This is a genomic window from Candidatus Bipolaricaulota bacterium (assembly GCA_035528115.1).
In the GTDB taxonomy this organism is placed as follows: domain Bacteria; phylum Patescibacteriota; class Patescibacteriia; order UBA11705; family DATKZF01; genus DATKZF01.
On the sequence record DATKZF010000003.1, the window covers coordinates 604214 to 621551 of the forward strand.

At 45.8% G+C, this 17338-nt stretch carries 11 protein-coding genes; all 11 read left to right on the top strand.

The window, feature by feature from the left end; all coding sequences use genetic code 11:
• Positions 1-10 precede the first annotated feature (10 nt).
• Complete coding sequence (gene nrdD, locus VMX18_04885) at positions 11-154, top strand: anaerobic ribonucleoside-triphosphate reductase (GenBank protein ID HUT22694.1); 144 nt, start codon at positions 11-13, stop codon at positions 152-154.
• A gap of 82 nt (positions 155-236) precedes the next feature.
• Positions 237-941 (top strand): anaerobic ribonucleoside-triphosphate reductase activating protein, encoded by a 705-nt coding sequence (locus tag VMX18_04890; protein HUT22695.1) that lies wholly within the window; start codon positions 237-239, stop codon positions 939-941.
• 22 nt (positions 942-963) lie between these two features.
• Entirely contained in the window at positions 964-1245 is a 282-nt protein-coding gene (locus tag VMX18_04895; protein HUT22696.1) for a hypothetical protein, read from the top strand.
• A 451-nt stretch (positions 1246-1696) separates the two neighbouring features.
• The gene (locus VMX18_04900) at positions 1697-2017 is read left to right on the top strand and encodes an MGMT family protein (protein HUT22697.1); all 321 of its coding nucleotides are present in this window, start codon (positions 1697-1699) and stop codon (positions 2015-2017) included.
• Between the two features lie 38 nt (positions 2018-2055).
• Positions 2056-3297 (top strand): trypsin-like peptidase domain-containing protein, encoded by a 1242-nt coding sequence (locus VMX18_04905; GenBank protein ID HUT22698.1) that lies wholly within the window; start codon positions 2056-2058, stop codon positions 3295-3297.
• Between the two features lie 5 nt (positions 3298-3302).
• Complete coding sequence (gene prfB / locus VMX18_04910; protein ID HUT22699.1) at positions 3303-4313, top strand: peptide chain release factor 2; 1011 nt, start codon at positions 3303-3305, stop codon at positions 4311-4313.
• A 221-nt stretch (positions 4314-4534) separates the two neighbouring features.
• Positions 4535-4693, top strand: coding sequence for a hypothetical protein (locus tag VMX18_04915; protein HUT22700.1), 159 nt, complete (start codon positions 4535-4537; stop codon positions 4691-4693).
• 286 nt (positions 4694-4979) lie between these two features.
• Entirely contained in the window at positions 4980-6503 is a 1524-nt protein-coding gene (locus VMX18_04920) for a CapA family protein (GenBank protein ID HUT22701.1), read from the top strand.
• Between the two features lie 14 nt (positions 6504-6517).
• A complete protein-coding gene (gene rsmA / locus VMX18_04925) occupies positions 6518-7360 on the top strand; it encodes a 16S rRNA (adenine(1518)-N(6)/adenine(1519)-N(6))-dimethyltransferase RsmA (protein HUT22702.1) in 843 nt (280 codons plus the stop codon).
• Positions 7361-8051: 691 nt separating this feature from the next.
• A complete protein-coding gene (locus VMX18_04930) occupies positions 8052-8837 on the top strand; it encodes a hypothetical protein (GenBank protein ID HUT22703.1) in 786 nt (261 codons plus the stop codon).
• Between the two features lie 361 nt (positions 8838-9198).
• On the top strand, positions 9199-17338 hold an 8140-nt coding region (locus tag VMX18_04935; protein HUT22704.1), incomplete at its 3' end, for a hypothetical protein.

A 17338-nucleotide genomic window follows, 5' to 3' on the forward strand; every position in this document is an offset into this window, starting at 1 on the left:
AAATAAAAATATGGCTTCACAAAAGCTCGAGAGAACGAAATGTGAAATTTATACTCGCGTGGTCGGGTATCTTAGCCCGGTGCAACGTTGGAACAAAGGTAAAAAAGCGGAGTTTGCCGATAGAAAAATGTACGACGCGACATTGTCAAAATAGCGGGGAGTCCCGTTACCATGAGCCTGTCAGGCTCCAATGGATTTAAGGCCGCGGCAAGCGGTCTTAAGTTTTTCATAGAGATATGATGAAAATCGGCGGCATGCAAACCTTAACCTTAATTGATTACCCCGGCGCGGTGGCGGCGACGATTTTTTTGCTGGGTTGCAATCTGCGTTGTCATTTCTGCCACAATCCCGAGCTGGTCTTGGGCGATGAGGCCGCTGAAAAACTCAATGCCAAAGAAATTTTCGATTTTTTGCAAAGCCGGCGCGAGTTTTTGGAAGGAGTCTGCATTACTGGCGGCGAGCCGACCATATGGCGGGATCTGCCGGATTTTATCGATAAAATAAAAGAAATGGGTTTTAAGGTGAAACTCGACACCAATGGCACGAATTACAAAATGCTCGGCGATTTGATCAATCAAAAGAAAATCGATTACGTGGCCATGGATATCAAGGCGCCGTGGGACAAATACGAACAGGTCGTCGGGCGCAAAGTAAACATTGTTCAAATTAAAAAAAGCGCGCATTTATTGTTATCCGGCAGTGTGGATTATGAGTTTCGCAGTACGGTTTTGCCGGTCTTGCACAAGAAAGAAGACTTGATCGCCATGGCTCGGCAGATCAAAGGAGCCAAGCGTTACTATTTACAACAATTCAAACCATTTGCTAAAATGGTAGATAAGGAATACAAAAACGCGGTGTCATACAAAAGCGTTGATTTGCAAAAAATAAAAAATCAAATAAAACAGTGGTTTGAAGTTTGTCAGATCAGAGAAAATTTATAACATACGGCGTAAAATAAAATTTATGGAGGGTAAAAACAATAAAAATTTGGAGCAAGAAATGCTGCAGATAAAGTCCATGGTTAAGCAAAATACGGAGTATACCAGAAAAGCGTTGGAATTGGCGGAAAAGACGCAGAAGTATGTTTTGTGGATTAAAATTATAAATTTAATAAAACTTTTGATCATTCTTCTTCCGATTATTTTGGCTTTGATTTATCTGCCGTCGTTTTTGAGAGAGTTTTTCGAACAATACAAAGAGTTGTTCGGGGCCGGCGGAATTTTTTACGACAAGCTGATTCGATAAGAAAAAGACCGCCGACATGTTTGGCGGTTTTTGAATATTACGAATCTCTACTTCCGATAGGACAAGCTAGGTTTAGGTTTATCTGTTTTGGTTACGAATTACTAAAGCTGTTTAGCTTGCCTTGGCCTGGAAATTACGAATCTCTACTTCCGATAGGACAAGCTATGTTTAGGTTTAACTGTTTTAGTTACGAATTACTAAAGCTGTTTAGCTTGCCTTGGCCTAGAAAATCGCGAATATCTATTTAAATTAGGACAAGCTAGGTTTAGGCCTTGTTTGTTTTGTTACAAATACAGAATTCCAAATAGCTTAGCTTGGCGATGAAAGCTACGAATAATCTTTTTATTAAGGAAAAAATTACGATGAGCGGAGAGACAAGCTCTCCGCTGGATAAAAAAATAGGCAATCTTTCTACAAACCCAGCAGAGAGCTTGTCTCTCTGCTCATCAATATTTATGGCCAAGATTTTTCAGCGCTTGTTTTGGCAATGATCAAAAAAATCCCGGTCGGCCGCGAGACCACTTACAAAATTTTGGCCAAAGCCTGCGGCCGGTCCAAAGCGTGCCGAGCGGTCAGCCGGATTTTAAACGCCAACAATTATTCTTTTCTATCCCGCGTTTCCAAAAAGGACATAATTCCTTGTCACCGAGTGATTTGTTCAAACGGGCGTTTGGGCGGACCTGCCTGCCGGCAGGTTCTCGAAAGGAATCAAAAACAAGATTGTATTATTAAAAGCGGCTGGCGTATTGGCCACCTACAACCTACCAGCTAATAAGCCACAAGCTGCTATTAACAATTAAATTTGAATTTATGACGGAAAAGAAAACATACTCGAAAAAGTTCATCGTCATCGCGATTATCATCAGTTTGTTTTTCGGCAGCGCGGTGGGCGCGTTTTTGGGTTTTGCGGGCGCGATTTGGGGCTCGCGTTTGGCCGGGCCGTATTTGATGAAAACGACTTGGGGTTCCGAGTTGTTGAATAAAAATAAAAATTTGACTTTGCAAATCAACGAGGATTCGGAAACGATAAAGGTCGCCAAAGACGTGGCGCCATCCGTGGTCAGCATTGTGATTTCCAAAGAGCTGGATAATTATTACAATGCCACCGGCCCGTTTGATTTTTTCTTCGATAATTTTTTCAATGGCAACAACCGAATGATCGATCCCAATGAACCGAAAGTCAAACAGACGATCGGCGGCGGCACGGGCTTTATCATTTCAAGCGATGGATTGATTTTAACCAACAGGCATGTGGTCGCGGACGACGGAGCCACCTACACCGTTATTTTAAGCGACGGTTCGGAACATGAAGCGACCGTTTTGGGCAGAGATTCGCTGAACGATATCGCCGTGATTAAAATAGACGCGGACAATTTGCCCGAAGTGGAATTGGGTGATTCGGATAATCTGGAAATAGGGCAGACCGTGCTGGCTATCGGCAACGCTTTGGCCGAATACAGCAACACCGTGACCAAAGGCGTGATTTCCGGCATCAATCGCGAAGTCACGGCCGGCGATGGCCGCGGACAATCCGAATTGATTAAAGAAGCGATTCAGACGGACGCGGCCATCAATCCGGGCAATTCCGGCGGCCCGCTGCTGAATTTATACGGCCAAGTGATCGGTATAAACACGGCCATTGACAGTCAAGGCCAGTCCGTGGGATTTTCAATTCCCATCAACGCGGTCAAGAGCGTTATTGAAAGTGTCAGACAATATGGTAGAATAGTAAGGCCATGGCTTGGAGTGCGCTATGTTCAGCTCGATCAGGCCATTTCAAAGGCAAATAGCTTAAATTACGACTATGGCGCCTTGATCGCGCCCGGTCAAAATACGGCTGATTTGGCCGTGGCGCCGGGCAGTCCGGCCGATAAGGCGGGCTTGGTGGAAAATGACATTATTTTGGAACTTAACGGCCAAAAATTGGACGCGGATCATGTTTTGGCGATTGAGTTGTCAAAATACTCTCCAAGCGATAGGATTACCTTAAAGATATTTCACAAAGGCGAAGAAAAAGATGTTAAAATACAGCTTGAAGAACGAAAAGAATAATAATTATGGAAAAAAGTTGGTCGGCCAAAATTGAAGAATTGAAAGAAGTTTTGAAAGCCGATGAGTTGGCGATTGGAAAAAAACAGCTGGAGGAGCAAATGTCTTCTCCGGCGTTTTGGATTGATCGGGAAAAAGCGGCGCAGGTTTCCAAGAAAGCCAGCTTTATTACAGAGACTTTGGATAAAATAGCTGAATTGGAAAAATTGGCCGAGAGTTCGGCGAATACCGGCCGAATTGAAGAATTATATGAAGAACTTCGTTTGCAAGCTTTGTTCTCCGGCAAATATGATCGAAACAACGCATTGCTGAGCATTTACGCGGGCGCCGGCGGCACTGACGCGCAAGACTGGGCGGAAATGCTGCTTCGCATGTATTTGCGCTACGCGGAATCGAAAAATTGGAAAACCGAAATTATTGAAATTTCTCCCGGTCAAGAAGCGGGCATAAAATACGCCACGATTTTGATCGAAGGTCCGCTGGCTTACGGTCATTTGAAAGCCGAGCGAGGCGTGCATCGCCTGGTGAGAATCTCTCCGTTTGACGCGGAAAAAATGCGTCACACCTCTTTTGCCATGGCGCAAGTGATGCCGGAGTTGGAAGACGACGCTGACATTGATATTGATGAAAAGGATTTGAGAATCGATACTTTTAAATCCGGCGGCCATGGCGGACAAGGTGTCAATACCACGGATTCGGCCGTTCGCATCACTCATTTGCCGACCGGCATTGTGGCCGCTTGTCAAAATGAAAGATCTCAAGCGCAAAACAAAGAAACCGCGTTTAAAATTTTGAAATCCAAATTGAAACGATATTTCGAAGCGGAAAAAGAAGACGAGAAAAAAGAAATCAGAGGAGAATTCACGGACGCTTCTTGGGGAAATCAGATCCGCTCTTATGTTTTGCATCCGTATCATCAGGTAAAAGATCATCGCACCGGTTTTACCGTGGAAGACACGGATAAAGTGCTTGATGGGGATTTGGATGGGTTTATTTTTGAAGAATTGAAGGACATGTAGCATTGTTACGAATTACAATCATCTAGTGGGCCGATTAATATATGTTACAAATTACATTCATCCATGGCTTTATGTTTGAGAATCTTGTAATATGTAACAAATAACATAGAAGCTAAATAGAATCTTGTAATTCGTAACAAATAACCTAAAAGCCAAACAGTCGATTGTAATTCGTAACAGATAACCTAGAAGCTAAATAGAATTTTGTAATTCGTAACAATATGAATAATATTGAAAAAATAGTCGTCATCTCCATCTTAACCGTTTCCGCCGCCGCGATCGGCGCCAGCGTTTATTTTTGGCGGGACTCGAGAATAGCCGAATCCAATGCTCGGCAAGAGCGATCAACGATGTTGGAAAGCTTGTCGAATGAGGAGTGATATTATGAAGCCGGGATTGAGGTTGAGGTGTAGAAGATGGAAATTATTTTTGTCATTTCGACCGACGACGATAGGAGGAGCGGAGAAATCTGCTTAAAAGGAGATAGCAGATCTCTCCACTTCGTCATCCTTCGCTAACGCTTCGGACGACTTCCTGCCTGCCGGTCTTCGACTCCCGTTCGGCCACGAGCTCACGGCCGAGTGGCGAGCTCAGACTCGAGGAGCAGGCAGGCGGTCGAGATGACAACTTCTTTTTACTAATTACCATTTACTGATTTCTGTTTACATGCAAATAAACGAAAAATCCATAAAATTATTTTTAGCGTCACTGGTGATTTTCGCCCTGGCTCTTGAAGCCGGGCTGTTTTCGTTTTCCGCGGGCGCGACCCGGCCTTTGCCGGAGATTCGGTTCGTTGATTCTTGGTTTAACGGCGCTTTGATAAAGCTCTCCAGCCATGACGTTTTGGCGCAAAGTTTTTATTTGCGGGAAAGCTCCGAGATTTTGGATGAAGTAAGCGACTTCGCTGAAAACAACGCCGAAGCCAGCGCGATTTTTGTCGGCGACATCATGTTGTCTCGAACGGTCAATGACAAAATGAAAGCTTACGATAATTATTTTTATCCTTTTGAAAAATTGAGTGGATTTTTGAATGAAGCGGATATCACTTTCGGCAATTTGGAATCGCCGATTTATTCGGGCAAATACGTGCCGCAAGGAAGTTTCAGCTTTGACGCGGATCCGAAAGTCGCCGAAAGTTTGGAAAATGCCGGCTTTGACGTGTTGTCCTTGGCCAACAATCACGCGGCCAACGCGGGCGACGCGGGTTTTAAAAAAACATTTGAAGTGTTAAATCAAAACAATATCAAATATGTCGGCGCCGGAGAAAATCTAGAGGCCGTGGACAATCAGGGCGCGGTGTTTGAAGTCAATGGCATTAGAATCGTTTTTTTGGCGTACGCTTACGGTTCATCGACCGCGAGTTCGACGCGTCCGGGCGCGGCTCCCATGAATATCGAGCAGATGAAAAAAGACGTGGTTCGTTTGAAAAAAGATGTTGATCAGGTTTTCGTTTCCATGCATGCCGGCGTCGAATACACGGAAAAAATATCGAACGAGCAGCGAAGTTTCGCGCAGGCCGCCATTGACGCGGGCGCGACCTTGGTTGTCGGCCATCATCCGCACGTTGTTCAAAAAATAGAAAAATACAAAGACGGCTATATCATGTTCAGTCTGGGTAATTTCATTTTCGATCAAATGTGGTCGGCCGATACGACTCGCGGTTTGGCCGTTAAAGCGTATTTTAACAAAAATAAAATTTCCCGCTTGGAATATTATCCGTTAAAAATTTACGATTTCGCGCAGCCGCAAGCGGCGCCGGATATTGATCGAGACAATGTTTTGGCCAGAATGGCTTTTGATTTCGATGAGTCCGTTTGGCTGAGCGTCGAGGGAGATGAAATAAAAATAAAGCCAACCGCACTCAGCGTTTTTGAAGAAAAAAATGAAAATTTGCTTTCGGCGGATATCAATCAAAACGGCGCGACAGAATATTTTTATTTGAAAAACAACAAAGCCTATATTGTCGAAGACAACGCTTTGAGCTGGCAAAGCTTCGCGGATTGGCGAGTTAACAAAATATTTTTGGCCGACTCAAACAATGACGGTCAAACCGATTTTAATTTGTTAATCGATGACGAGAGTGGTTCTCGTTGGCTGATTTACGGCTGGCGAGAGGGGAGCTGGCAGCCGTATTGGAATTCCGGACCGCTGGAAAAAGGGCTTTCGGACTTATTGGCCAGGTCGGCCTGATTAAATTTAATTTTATGAAAAACAAAGTACTGACGCTATTATCGAAGTATCATCTTTCTCCAAAAAAGTTTTTGGGACAGAATTTTTTAATTGATGATCAAGTTTTGGCGAAAATAATTTCCGCGGCGAAAATCACTACTCAGGACAATATTTTCGAAGTCGGCCCGGGCTTGGGCTTTTTAACTCGTGAATTATTGAAAAAAGCCAAAAGAGTGGTGGCCGTGGAGATCGACCCAAGTCTTTTTTTCCTTTTGAAAAAAGAATTTTTCGGCCAAAAGAAGCTGGAGCTGATCAAAGAAGATGTTTTGAAATTCGATTATCATAGGTTGAAAAATAATTTTAGCGGCGAAAGCTATAAAGTCGTGGCCAATTTGCCGTATCAAATCACTTCCCATTTTTTAAGAAATTATTTGACCGCTGATTTTCCGCCGGAGGAAATGATTCTGATGGTTCAGCTGGAAGTGGCCAAAAGAATCTGCGCCAAAGTCGGCGATCACAGTTTATTGTCCATTTCCGCGCAATTTTACAGCCGGCCGGAAATAATCGAGATGGTGCCTCCGTTCGCTTTTTTCCCCAAACCCAAAGTCTCGAGCGCCATTATCAAATTCGCCGAGATAGGCAAAGATAAGCCGAAAGTCGATGAGAAAATGTTTTTCAGAATGGTTCGAGTGGGCTTTTCTTCGAAGAGAAAACAGCTGCGCAATAATTTTGTTAGCGGATTTCAAGCGGAAAAAACGTTAATCGCTCAAATAATCGAAAAAGTCGGTCAAAAGCCGGAGGCAAGGGCGCAAGAATTGGAAATGGGCGATTGGGTGGCCTTGTATAAAGAATTGATTAAGGCGAAGCTGTTAAAATAGGCTATGGGGAGCAATGTCATTGTCAGTTAGGAAAAGATCTCTCCACTGCGCTACGCTCCGGTCGAGATGACAACTTTTTTTAGGCTAAGGCAAGCTAATTTGTAACTATTTGTAATAAAATCGAAAAGGCCAAAACCAAGGATAGCTTAATAGCGGCAGTCATTTGTAACATCAGTTTTTATCGCCAAGCCAAGCTATTTGGAAGCCCATATTTGTAACAAAACAAACAAGGCCTAAACCTAGCTTGTCCTCATAGCAGCAGTTATTCGTAACGTCAGTTTTTATCGCCAAGCTAAGCTATTTTGAAGCCCATATTTGTAACAAAACAGACAAGGCCTAAACCTAGCTCGTCCTCATAGCAGCAGTTATTCGTAACGTCAGTTTTTATCGCCAAGCTAAGCTATTTTGAAGCCCATATTTGTAACAAAACAAACAAGGCCTAAACCTAGCTTGTCCTAATAGCGGCAGTCATTTGTAACATCAGTTTTTATCGCCAAGCTAAGCTATTTTGAAGCCCATATTTGTAACAAAACAGACAAGGCCAAAACCTAGCTTGTCCTTATAGCCGTAGTTATTTGTAACGTAGTGGATAAGTCCGCTATTTTTTGTTTAGATCAGACGATATTTTATGTTATAATAAAGATAATCCGAATGACCCGAATTCTCTGTTCGGAGGATTTGGATTATATTTATGGATTTGAACTATCGGGAATTTGAAAATCCTTCGGAAAATATTGAAATTCCGGCGGAAGAATCTCATCGATTGGACAAGCAACAAAAAATATCGATCGCGGCCATTTCGCTGATCGGTGTTGGCGTGCTGGTTTTCGGTTTTTGGAGATTCAACGGCTCGATCGGCGTGCCTTTTCCGAAACTGGGCAATGAAAGCAACGCTCAGGTCGCGGCCACCGAAGGCTTGCGAGACGACACGCTCAAGAATTTGGATACCGACAATGACGGTTTAAACGATTATGACGAAAGTTACGTATATTTGACCAGTCCGTATTTGGAAGATTCGGACAGCGACGGATACAGTGATCAAGCGGAAATACAAAACGGGTATGATCCCAATTGTCCGGCCGGCGAAAATTGTTTCAGCGACCTTGCGGGCGAAAGCGAACAGCAAACAGGGGAACCGGTAGCCGTTCAAAATACTCAGATTCCGGAAATAGACCCCATCGCTTTGCGCGCCCAACTTTTGTCTTTGGGGGTTATAGATGAAGCGACTTTGAACGGCATTGACGATGAAACTTTGATTCAAGTTTACAAAGAACTCGGCGTAACCGAAGGGACGACCGGCAATATATTTGACGCTGCCGAAGCTGAACTTTCAAATCCCGCGGCCGTATCGATTGAAGAGATTAAAGAAATGTTGCGAGAAGGCGGGCTGGAAGAAGATATTATCAATTCAGTGGATGACTCCACTTTGATGGATTTGTACAATGAGGCTTTGAAGGCGGTTGAAGAAGGACAGTAATGTTACGAAGTACAAGATTCTAAGGCATATAGCTATAATAGATGAATGTAATTCCTGCCTGCTCCTCGAGTCTGAGCTCGCCACTCGGCCGTGAGCTCGTGGCCGAACGTGAGTCGAAGACCGGCAGGCAGGCGTAACAGATAACCTGAAAGCCAAATAGTCGATTGTAATACGTAACAAATAACCTGAAAGTTTAATAGTCGATTGTAATACGTAACAGATAACCTGAAAGCTTAATAGTCGATTGTAATACGTAACAGATAACCTGAAAGTTTAATAGTCGATTGTAATACGTAACAAATAACCTGAAAGCTTAATAGAATATTGTAATTCGTAACATTCCAAGTCCCGGTAAATTTCTATGGATTCTTTGAGAAAAAAAACAAAAATTTTGATTTTGAGCGCGATAATGATTTTTATATTTTCCCAAATAGGTTTTTGGGGTATTTTTGTAAAAGAGGGCAGAACGCAAGGCGTGGTTTCGGTTCCGGCCGTGGAAGCGGGGCTTGGCACCAGAATCGCGCAGGCGATTGATGAGAAAGTCACGGCTTTGACCAATGTCAACGTGGAAAAAGTCTTGGATAGATTATTCAAATCATTGGTGCGCACCGCGTCAGTGCAGTTGAAAAACACTTTGGTGCAAATCGCGCAGAACGCGGCCAATAACGCGGTTGATTATTTGGCCACGGGCAATTGGGGCCAGCGTCCCATGTTCGAGCAGAGAACTTTCGCGAAATACAAAGACGACGTGGTTAGTTCCGTCATCAATGAAACGCTTGATTCTTTGTCGGGTGAACTTTGGAAAAATTTGAATTTCGATATTTGCGATCCCGATTTCGAGGTGAAGATGCTGATTCAAAAAGACATAGCCAATCAAAAATGCAAACCCGGCCAAAAATGTCCGGGCAAGACCGGCCCGCGTTGCAATTATAAAGCCATTTCCGGCAATTGGGACGATTTCATTTCCCAGGTTCAAAACACCGCCGGCGACGCGCTCGACGCGACTTACGCCGCTTTGGGAGCGGTATCTTTGAATTACAATCCGGGAGAAAACGATTTCGGAGCGTTCATGAAAATAAGAGATGATGTTTTAAGCGCGGCGGCCGACGAGTACGCGGCGCAAAAAGATGACAGAATGATCACCACGGAAATCGAGTCGCCGAAGTCATTGGTTGACCGCGTGGTATTGACGCCGAAGAGCACTTTGCAAAAAACGACCGAAGGCAGTTTGGAAAAAGCGCAGGCAGCGCAAACGGACGAATTGAAAGCGGCCGGCGATGTGATTACCGAAATTCCGGAAGCGGTTTTATCCGTGTTTATTTCCAAGTCATTCGCCAAGAGAATGGCGACGGCTTTATTTAAGCGCGTCTTGACCGGTTTGGTGAAAAAATCGGAAAGCTATAATCCCCAGCAGCAAGTTTACGAATATCAAAAATCTTCGGAAAAAGTTTCCAAAGAAGTTTTGTCCGTCGGCGTCGATTTTTCTTATGAACCGCGAGATATCAGCACGGTCGATCAATTCGTGAATTGTCCGCAGGAAAGCACTCCGGGCATTCCGAGGGGAGTCAGCGATTGCGTGATGGATCTGAATTTCGCCGAAGCGGTCAAGAGAGCGGACACGGACACGCCGCTCACGGTGGCGGAAGCCGTTGAGCAGGGATTGCTTAAAGGCAGCAAACCTTTTTACGGACCCGGCGATGAAGAAAACACCAATGTCAGTTGTTACAAAGAAGGTTATTGCTACAATAATTTGAAAAAATTGCGCGCGGCTCGCATTTTGCCGATCGGCTGGGAAATCGCGGCGGAAAAAACAGCCGATTACGGCAATCAAACTCTTAACGAGCTGATGGCCGCGTTCGACGAGCCGAACTCGCCTTGGTATCGATTGGTCGACCCGAATTGGGTTTTGAAAGAGCCTTTGACTCAATGCCGCGCCGAGGTCAGCGGACCGGATTTGATCGGCAGCGGCACATCCACTCGTTCGGACGTGTGCGCGGATTATCGCACTTGCGTTGACGAGACGCCGGGCGGAGAATGTCTCGGCGGCTATGGTTATTGCGCGGAAGAAAAAAGAACTTGGCGCCTCGAAGGCGACACTTGCGAGGCTCAGTTCGCTGATTGCGCCACTTTGCAGGACAGAAACGGCGGCAAGCAAAGCTGGATTTTAAATACTTTGGATCCTTTGGGTTGCAGTCCGTCCAGCGTGGGTTGCAAACAATACAGTCTGTGGAAGGATGCCGGTTCCTGGGTCGCGTCCACTTTGTCCGAGCATGTCGCGGCCGATTATTCGAGCTGGATATTTTTGAATAAAAATTCGGAAAACGACACTTGCGCGCCATCGAGCGAAGGTTGCTCCAGATTTATCAACACCTCTCCGGAAATCGGCACCAATTTGATTAAAAATTCGAGTTTTGAAGATACTTTTTCCGTTTTGAACGGCACGAGTGTTTATGAGTGGCAAAGCGATGAGGTTCTCGGAGTTATTGGAGTTTTTCCGGTATCAACGGAAGTAAGCAACAGCGGCAACAACAGCGCTTTCGTAAAAAAAGATGATTCTGTTCCCGGACAGCCGCCGAAGTATACTCCAATTTATACCAGCAGCAACGGCTTTACCGGTTCGGCGATCAACGTGGTGGAAAAAGATTATTACCGTTATTATATTTTGAACTCTTTCGCCAATAAAGTCGCCACTGAAACCGAACTGATTTGCTCTTTGCAAGTGACTTCGAGCGCTACCGTGGGCTCCACGACTTCGTGGACGACTTTGGAATCGTTCAATTCTTCGGCCACGGCTTCTCAAACGGTTTCCGGAATTTGGAACAGGTATTACTGGTTGTTTAGAATGGAGCCGGAAATCGGTGGAGACGCGATCAAAAACATGAGAGTGAATTGCCACGCGCGGGGAGGAGACGCATACTTCGATGATTTGCAACTCGAAGAAGTTTTGGATCCGACCAGCGCGGCCGCTTACACTCCGTACGGCGCGACCAACGCGGTGTATTTGAAAAAAGCTCCGGATTATTACAATTGCTATGACGGCAATCCCAACACCAGCCATGCCAATTGCGCCAATTTCGCGCACATGTGCGAGGCGCAAGATGTCGGTTGCGAAACATTCACGCCGACCGACGGCGGCGACGCGGTCAATTCCGTGGTGGGCAGGGAAAATTATTGTCCGGCCGAATGCAACGGTTATCAAACTTTTTACCAAGAGGGGACATTCTTTGAACCGGATAAATTCCCCGTATATTTCATTCCGTCCACCGCGACTTCATGTTCCGCGGAAAATGTCGGTTGCCAAGCGTACACCAATTTGGACGCTTTGGCGTCAGGCGCGGAATCCGTTTATTATTTCAAATCCATCAAACAATGCTCCAAACCCGATGACGTCAAATGCGCGGTTTTTTACACTTGGACCGGTTCGGACGTGTCCGGTTATCAAATACAAAATCACAGCTTGGTCGATGCCAAGAAAGACGGCCAGCCTGACATGACCATTCAAGCGACCCAAGATTGCGATGAAGCCGAATACAACGCTCAAACCAATCCCGATTGCCGTCAGTTTTACGGCGCCAGCCAAGCCGGCGCCACCATTATTTCGTATCATTTGATATCGAAAACCATCACTTGTTCGGAGGATTGCCATCCGTTCAGATTGGACGTGGATTACGAAGTTGACGCCAGAGACGAAGCGCAAACGCAGTGCTCGGGCACGGGCGGGACCTGGGATTCTTTAACCAATCGCTGTATTTACAATATAATTCCTTCCGAAGCCATCTCTTGCCCGACTCAAGAAGCGGGTTGCCGAGAATATCGGGGCAACGTGGCCGGCGACATTCAAGTTCTGCTCAATCAGGATTTTGAAGGAACCAATTTCGACAGCGCCGATTGGAGCGGAGCGGGCTCGTTGTCTTCGGAGGCTTTGAATCTGAGCGGCCATTCGTTTAATGTAACCAAAAATTCTTTTACCCAACAGACGGTGCGCTATGAAGTTGTCTCATCGACCGATGAGCCGGTTTACACGCTGGAGCCGGGCAGTCGCTACACCTTGTCTTTTTGGCTGAAACCAAATACAGCTGACGTTGATAATGATCAGGTCAATTCTTTGCAGGATTTGCTGGATTATGAAGTGGCCATCGGCGTCGGCAACACCACAGTCAGAACAAGTTTGGAAAGCCTGGACTGGCAATCCTACGGCATTATTATTGATCCGACCGCGCCGATAGATTTGTATCAAATGACTTTTGAAAACGCGGTCAAACCAAAGCAACCGAATCCGGGCACGATGGGGTATTATATCGACAACATTAAAGTGACGAAAATTCAGGATGTGGAATATTTGATCAAGAATTCATGGTCCACCCCGCAGTCTTGCGATTTGCGTTTGGATACGATTGATGAAAGTCTGCCGCAAGCCATGCTCGGTTGCCGCGAATATCGAGATCGCGCGGGCAATTTGAATTATTTGCGCTCGTTCAATAATTTTTGCGACAGTTCGGTCGTGGGTTGCCGGTCTTTGATCGACACGAAAAATTCAGCCACTTATCAATCCAAGATTTACAATAAAGAAGGCCTTGATCTTTGCGCTGACTCGGTGGTGAGAAGTATTGAGGTTAAGCGCACTGTTTCCGGAGACATTTGCAAAAATCGCATGGTTAATATGCTTTGCGATACGCAATCTTGCGCTGACGGCTATGAAACGGATGACAGCCAGCTTGAAAAAAATGTCTGTAATCAATTGCAAGCCGTGTCCAACATGGATGCGCAGTGGGAAGATGGCGTTGGGTGCGTGCCGTCGAGCTCGCTCGATTGGTATCAAGTCGCGGCCGATGATTACATTTATTTGGTCAATTCGCAGCAGTATCAATGTTCGGCTCAGGACAAAGGCTGTACCGCAGTGGGTCAGGCGCTGTTCAATACGGATGAAGCGATTGTCGATTGGGCGCAAACTTATTTGAAAATAGATCCGGATAATTTGGACAACAAGATTTGCAAAAATTCCGAATTGAATTGCGAGCAGTACGTTGATTCGAGTAAAAACGTTTATTATTTCAAAAACCCGGGCATTAAATACTGCGTGTATCAACCCGGGCCGTATGGCGACGCTTGGTATGAGGCGGGTTCGGATCCTCTCGTTTTATGCGATACGATTGACCTTTATGGAGACGGCAATAAAAAGGTTTTGCCTTATTATTACACGGGTTATGTGAACACTCCCTTGTACGGAGCCAGCGAGACTCTCGGCTGGTCGGCTCAATGCCCGAACAATCAAAACACTTGCGCCGCGTTCATTGATCCCGCGGACAAAGCCGATAATCCGATCGGCAAGACTTATTATTATAAAAACAACGACAAAATAGACCGCGATTCGTGCAATGGCGTGGTAAATCCGCTGGAAGGCTGCATGCTGTTTCAGGATATGTCCAAAGACGAGCTGTCCACTTGGAGCGCGGACGCCACGTATCTGGAAGCGTCCAGTTTGGGAAGGGGCGTTGACCCGATTGTCATCAAACCGGAAAAGCAAACCGATCTTCGTCGATTGATAGATGAGCACAGCAGCGAGGATTTATCGCAGGCCACTACGGTGGTAAAAGCTTCGGTGGCGCAGGGTTCGGGACAGAACATCAGCGGCTTGGTCGATATTTCGGAAAGATTCAATTCTTTCGAAGCCGGCCAATATGTCGCTTTGATCGATCATGACAATGATCCCAATACGGACGCTTACACCATGTTCAATGATTCCAATCAAGTGCTGAAAGTCGTTCAGGACAGGCAATGCTCTCGCTGGTACACTTGCATCGGACCGAGCATGGTTTGGGATGAGAACAAAAGCAATTGGACGCAAGTCTGCGAATACATCGGATTGTGCAGTCAATACGAACGCGAGGGCGGCGCCGCTTATTGCAGCAAAGTGGTGGTCGAAGGGGTGGAGGATTCTTCGCCGATGAGCCAAAAAGATTATTTCACGGCCGACGATTACATTAGCAGGCATTCTCTCAAATTCGACTTTTTGGATAAATATTACGATCTTTACACGCCCGAATACGCGGGTCTGGCCATTCCGGATTATTATCCGACGCAATTCATCAAGCCGGTCAATATCGAAAAGAACGTCAGCCAATTGACGGACGATTATTATATTTTGGCCGTGCCGGACGGGGTGGCTTGCTCCGAGGATACCGCCTGCGGCGCCAAAGGTTTGTGCGTGGGCGGCCAGTGTTATCAGCCGAAGAGCAATAAGGAAAATTTGAGGACTCAAGATATTACGAGTTTGCCGGATTCAAAGAGTTGCCGCGCTTATCCGCGCGAGAACACGCCGTTTCCGGCCAGCGCGGTTTTCAAAACCATTTCCAATATCGATGAAAAAGTCTCCGAAGAAAGATGGGAAAAATATCGTTATGCCGAATATTTCGGTTTTGATTTGCTCAATGACATGAACGAGACGGAAAGAAAAACCGATTACGGCTGTAATTACAAAGATTACACCTACGGCGGCAAGCGAGTGACAATTCATTTGCCTTTGTCCAAAGCCGCTCCGCAGAGAATTTGCGAAGACAGTCATTTGGAATGCGAATGCGCCACCGGCGAGGATTTGACCAAAGCGTATTGCACCAATTCGGATTGTCCGGGCGGAGATTCTTGTTTGAAACAAGATTTGAGCATCTCGACCATCTACGGTTGGGAAGGCTATTGTTTGGAAACAGATGAATCAATAGGTTTGTACAATGACGATAAAAGAAATCCGTGCTTGAGCTGGTATCCGCTTGATTTGGCGGCCGGTTTGTCGGATTATTTCAATCAATACGTCACGGCCGGCTACAACAGCGGGGACCAGCCTTTTTATTGCTTGACCGCGAGGCCGTATTTGCAGGAAAAGGCTTATTTTTCCGATGGCGGTTATCTGGGCGGCACTTATTCTTGGGGCGCGGCTGGCGATTATGGCAATTGCAACAGTCAAGGCACGGGAAACAAGGAAGTCTGGACCGTAAAAATGAGAGACATTATTGATGAAGCGGTTGATTCGCCGACCACGGACGCTCAAACTCCGGATGAAAAATTATTTGCCATCGCCGAGGAATTCGGCAACTTTTTCTCAAATTCGGAAGTTATTATAAATGGTTTTGACACTCCAACAGGTTCGATAGATCTTCACGTCGGCGGTGACAGACTCGAGGTGCATCGATCCTTGGTCAGTTATTATATTACGAACGTTGACGGCAATGAATCCAAGTCGTCTTGTCCGGAAGGGTATTTCCCGGTCTTTGCTCCCTGCGGAGCTTGGCAAGATTATCCGGGTTACGAATATTCCACCAGCAATGAGGAAAGATCGGGTGTCATCTGCGTGCCGTTCAATTCCGAAATTCAAATTTCTACGGACGAAGCCGCGAAATGGCAAAGTTCATATGGAATAAACAATATCATGGATTTAAATGGCGCCGAATGCAAACCTCATTTTACGCGCGGAGCGCAGTTGGTGGCCAAAAACGTCAGACAAGAATCCTCGTCGGGCAGTAATTCTTGGAACAACGCGTGTTTTGATAATTCCGCGTCGAACGGTATCACGGGTTTGTGTTCAGTCGCCAATGACACTCGGGTAGATACCGTTTACGACTTGGTCACAGCTGTCGATTTTGGTTTTAATGTCAGTTACCCAACTGCCGTTGCCAATCCCGGAGAGTTGGAAGATAGCGCTGAACCTTGGCCGAATTATTCGAATAAAAAAGAAACAATAACCAATTATTTGTTCCAGCTCAGCAGAAGTCAGATGGGCACAAATGGATATTTTTGGGATTTGAGAAACAAGACGGTAGTGCTGGATTCGGACAAAACCGCGCTTGATGAATATAAGGATGGGGTTAAGATAAACGAGATTTGGAACATAGCTGACGCCGAGCATGGCTGGCAAAATAAAAATTTTGATTTCCTTGTCCCGTTGTACAGATATTGCGTGCAAAAAACTCCGATCATCGATAATTATTTGGTTTTGGCCAATAGTCAAGCGAATGGTGCGTCCGGTCCGGTGGGCATAGCCGATTATATCGAGACTTATTTGCATGAATGGCAAGTCCCGTCAAATCAGACCGGTAATGCCATTACTTCGATAGAACGCCTGACCGAAGCCGCGGCCAAAGACGAGGTGTACTTGGCCGAAGGCAAGATGCTGTGCGATCAGTTGGGAGAATTCGAAGACAATTTCGGCAATGACAAGGCTTGGACCGATCAATTGTACAAATACCAAAACATGGATGTATATTCGAAGCAGATCAATGGCTTGTCTCCAAGCGATTCGGATTTTGCGTTCTACTACGGCACTTTGCCCGATCAATACGGGCAGGCTTTGGTGGACAGAAAAATGGATACGGAACAGTTCGTTGAAGTCTCCTCATGCTCTTATTCCGCGGCCGGACAGAACAATATCAAATCGTTGACTTATCTTCAGGTCGCGCCGCCATCAATGCAAACACCTTCTGGTCCGGGCACTGACGCTTATTGTGATCCGG

Bases quoted from the DNA above. Each gene is read 5' to 3' on its own strand.
- VMX18_04895 (HUT22696.1), top strand. From the start codon at position 964: ATGGAGGGTAAAAACAATAAAAATTTGGAGCAAGAAATGCTGCAGATA.
- VMX18_04915 (HUT22700.1), top strand. From the start codon at position 4,535: ATGAATAATATTGAAAAAATAGTCGTCATCTCCATCTTAACCGTTTCC.
- VMX18_04920 (HUT22701.1), top strand. From the start codon at position 4,980: ATGCAAATAAACGAAAAATCCATAAAATTATTTTTAGCGTCACTGGTG.
- VMX18_04930 (HUT22703.1), top strand. From the start codon at position 8,052: ATGGATTTGAACTATCGGGAATTTGAAAATCCTTCGGAAAATATTGAA.
- nrdD (HUT22694.1), top strand. From the start codon at position 11: ATGGCTTCACAAAAGCTCGAGAGAACGAAATGTGAAATTTATACTCGC.
- VMX18_04890 (HUT22695.1), top strand. From the start codon at position 237: ATGATGAAAATCGGCGGCATGCAAACCTTAACCTTAATTGATTACCCC.
- rsmA (HUT22702.1), top strand. From the start codon at position 6,518: ATGAAAAACAAAGTACTGACGCTATTATCGAAGTATCATCTTTCTCCA.
- prfB (HUT22699.1), top strand. From the start codon at position 3,303: ATGGAAAAAAGTTGGTCGGCCAAAATTGAAGAATTGAAAGAAGTTTTG.
- VMX18_04905 (HUT22698.1), top strand. From the start codon at position 2,056: ATGACGGAAAAGAAAACATACTCGAAAAAGTTCATCGTCATCGCGATT.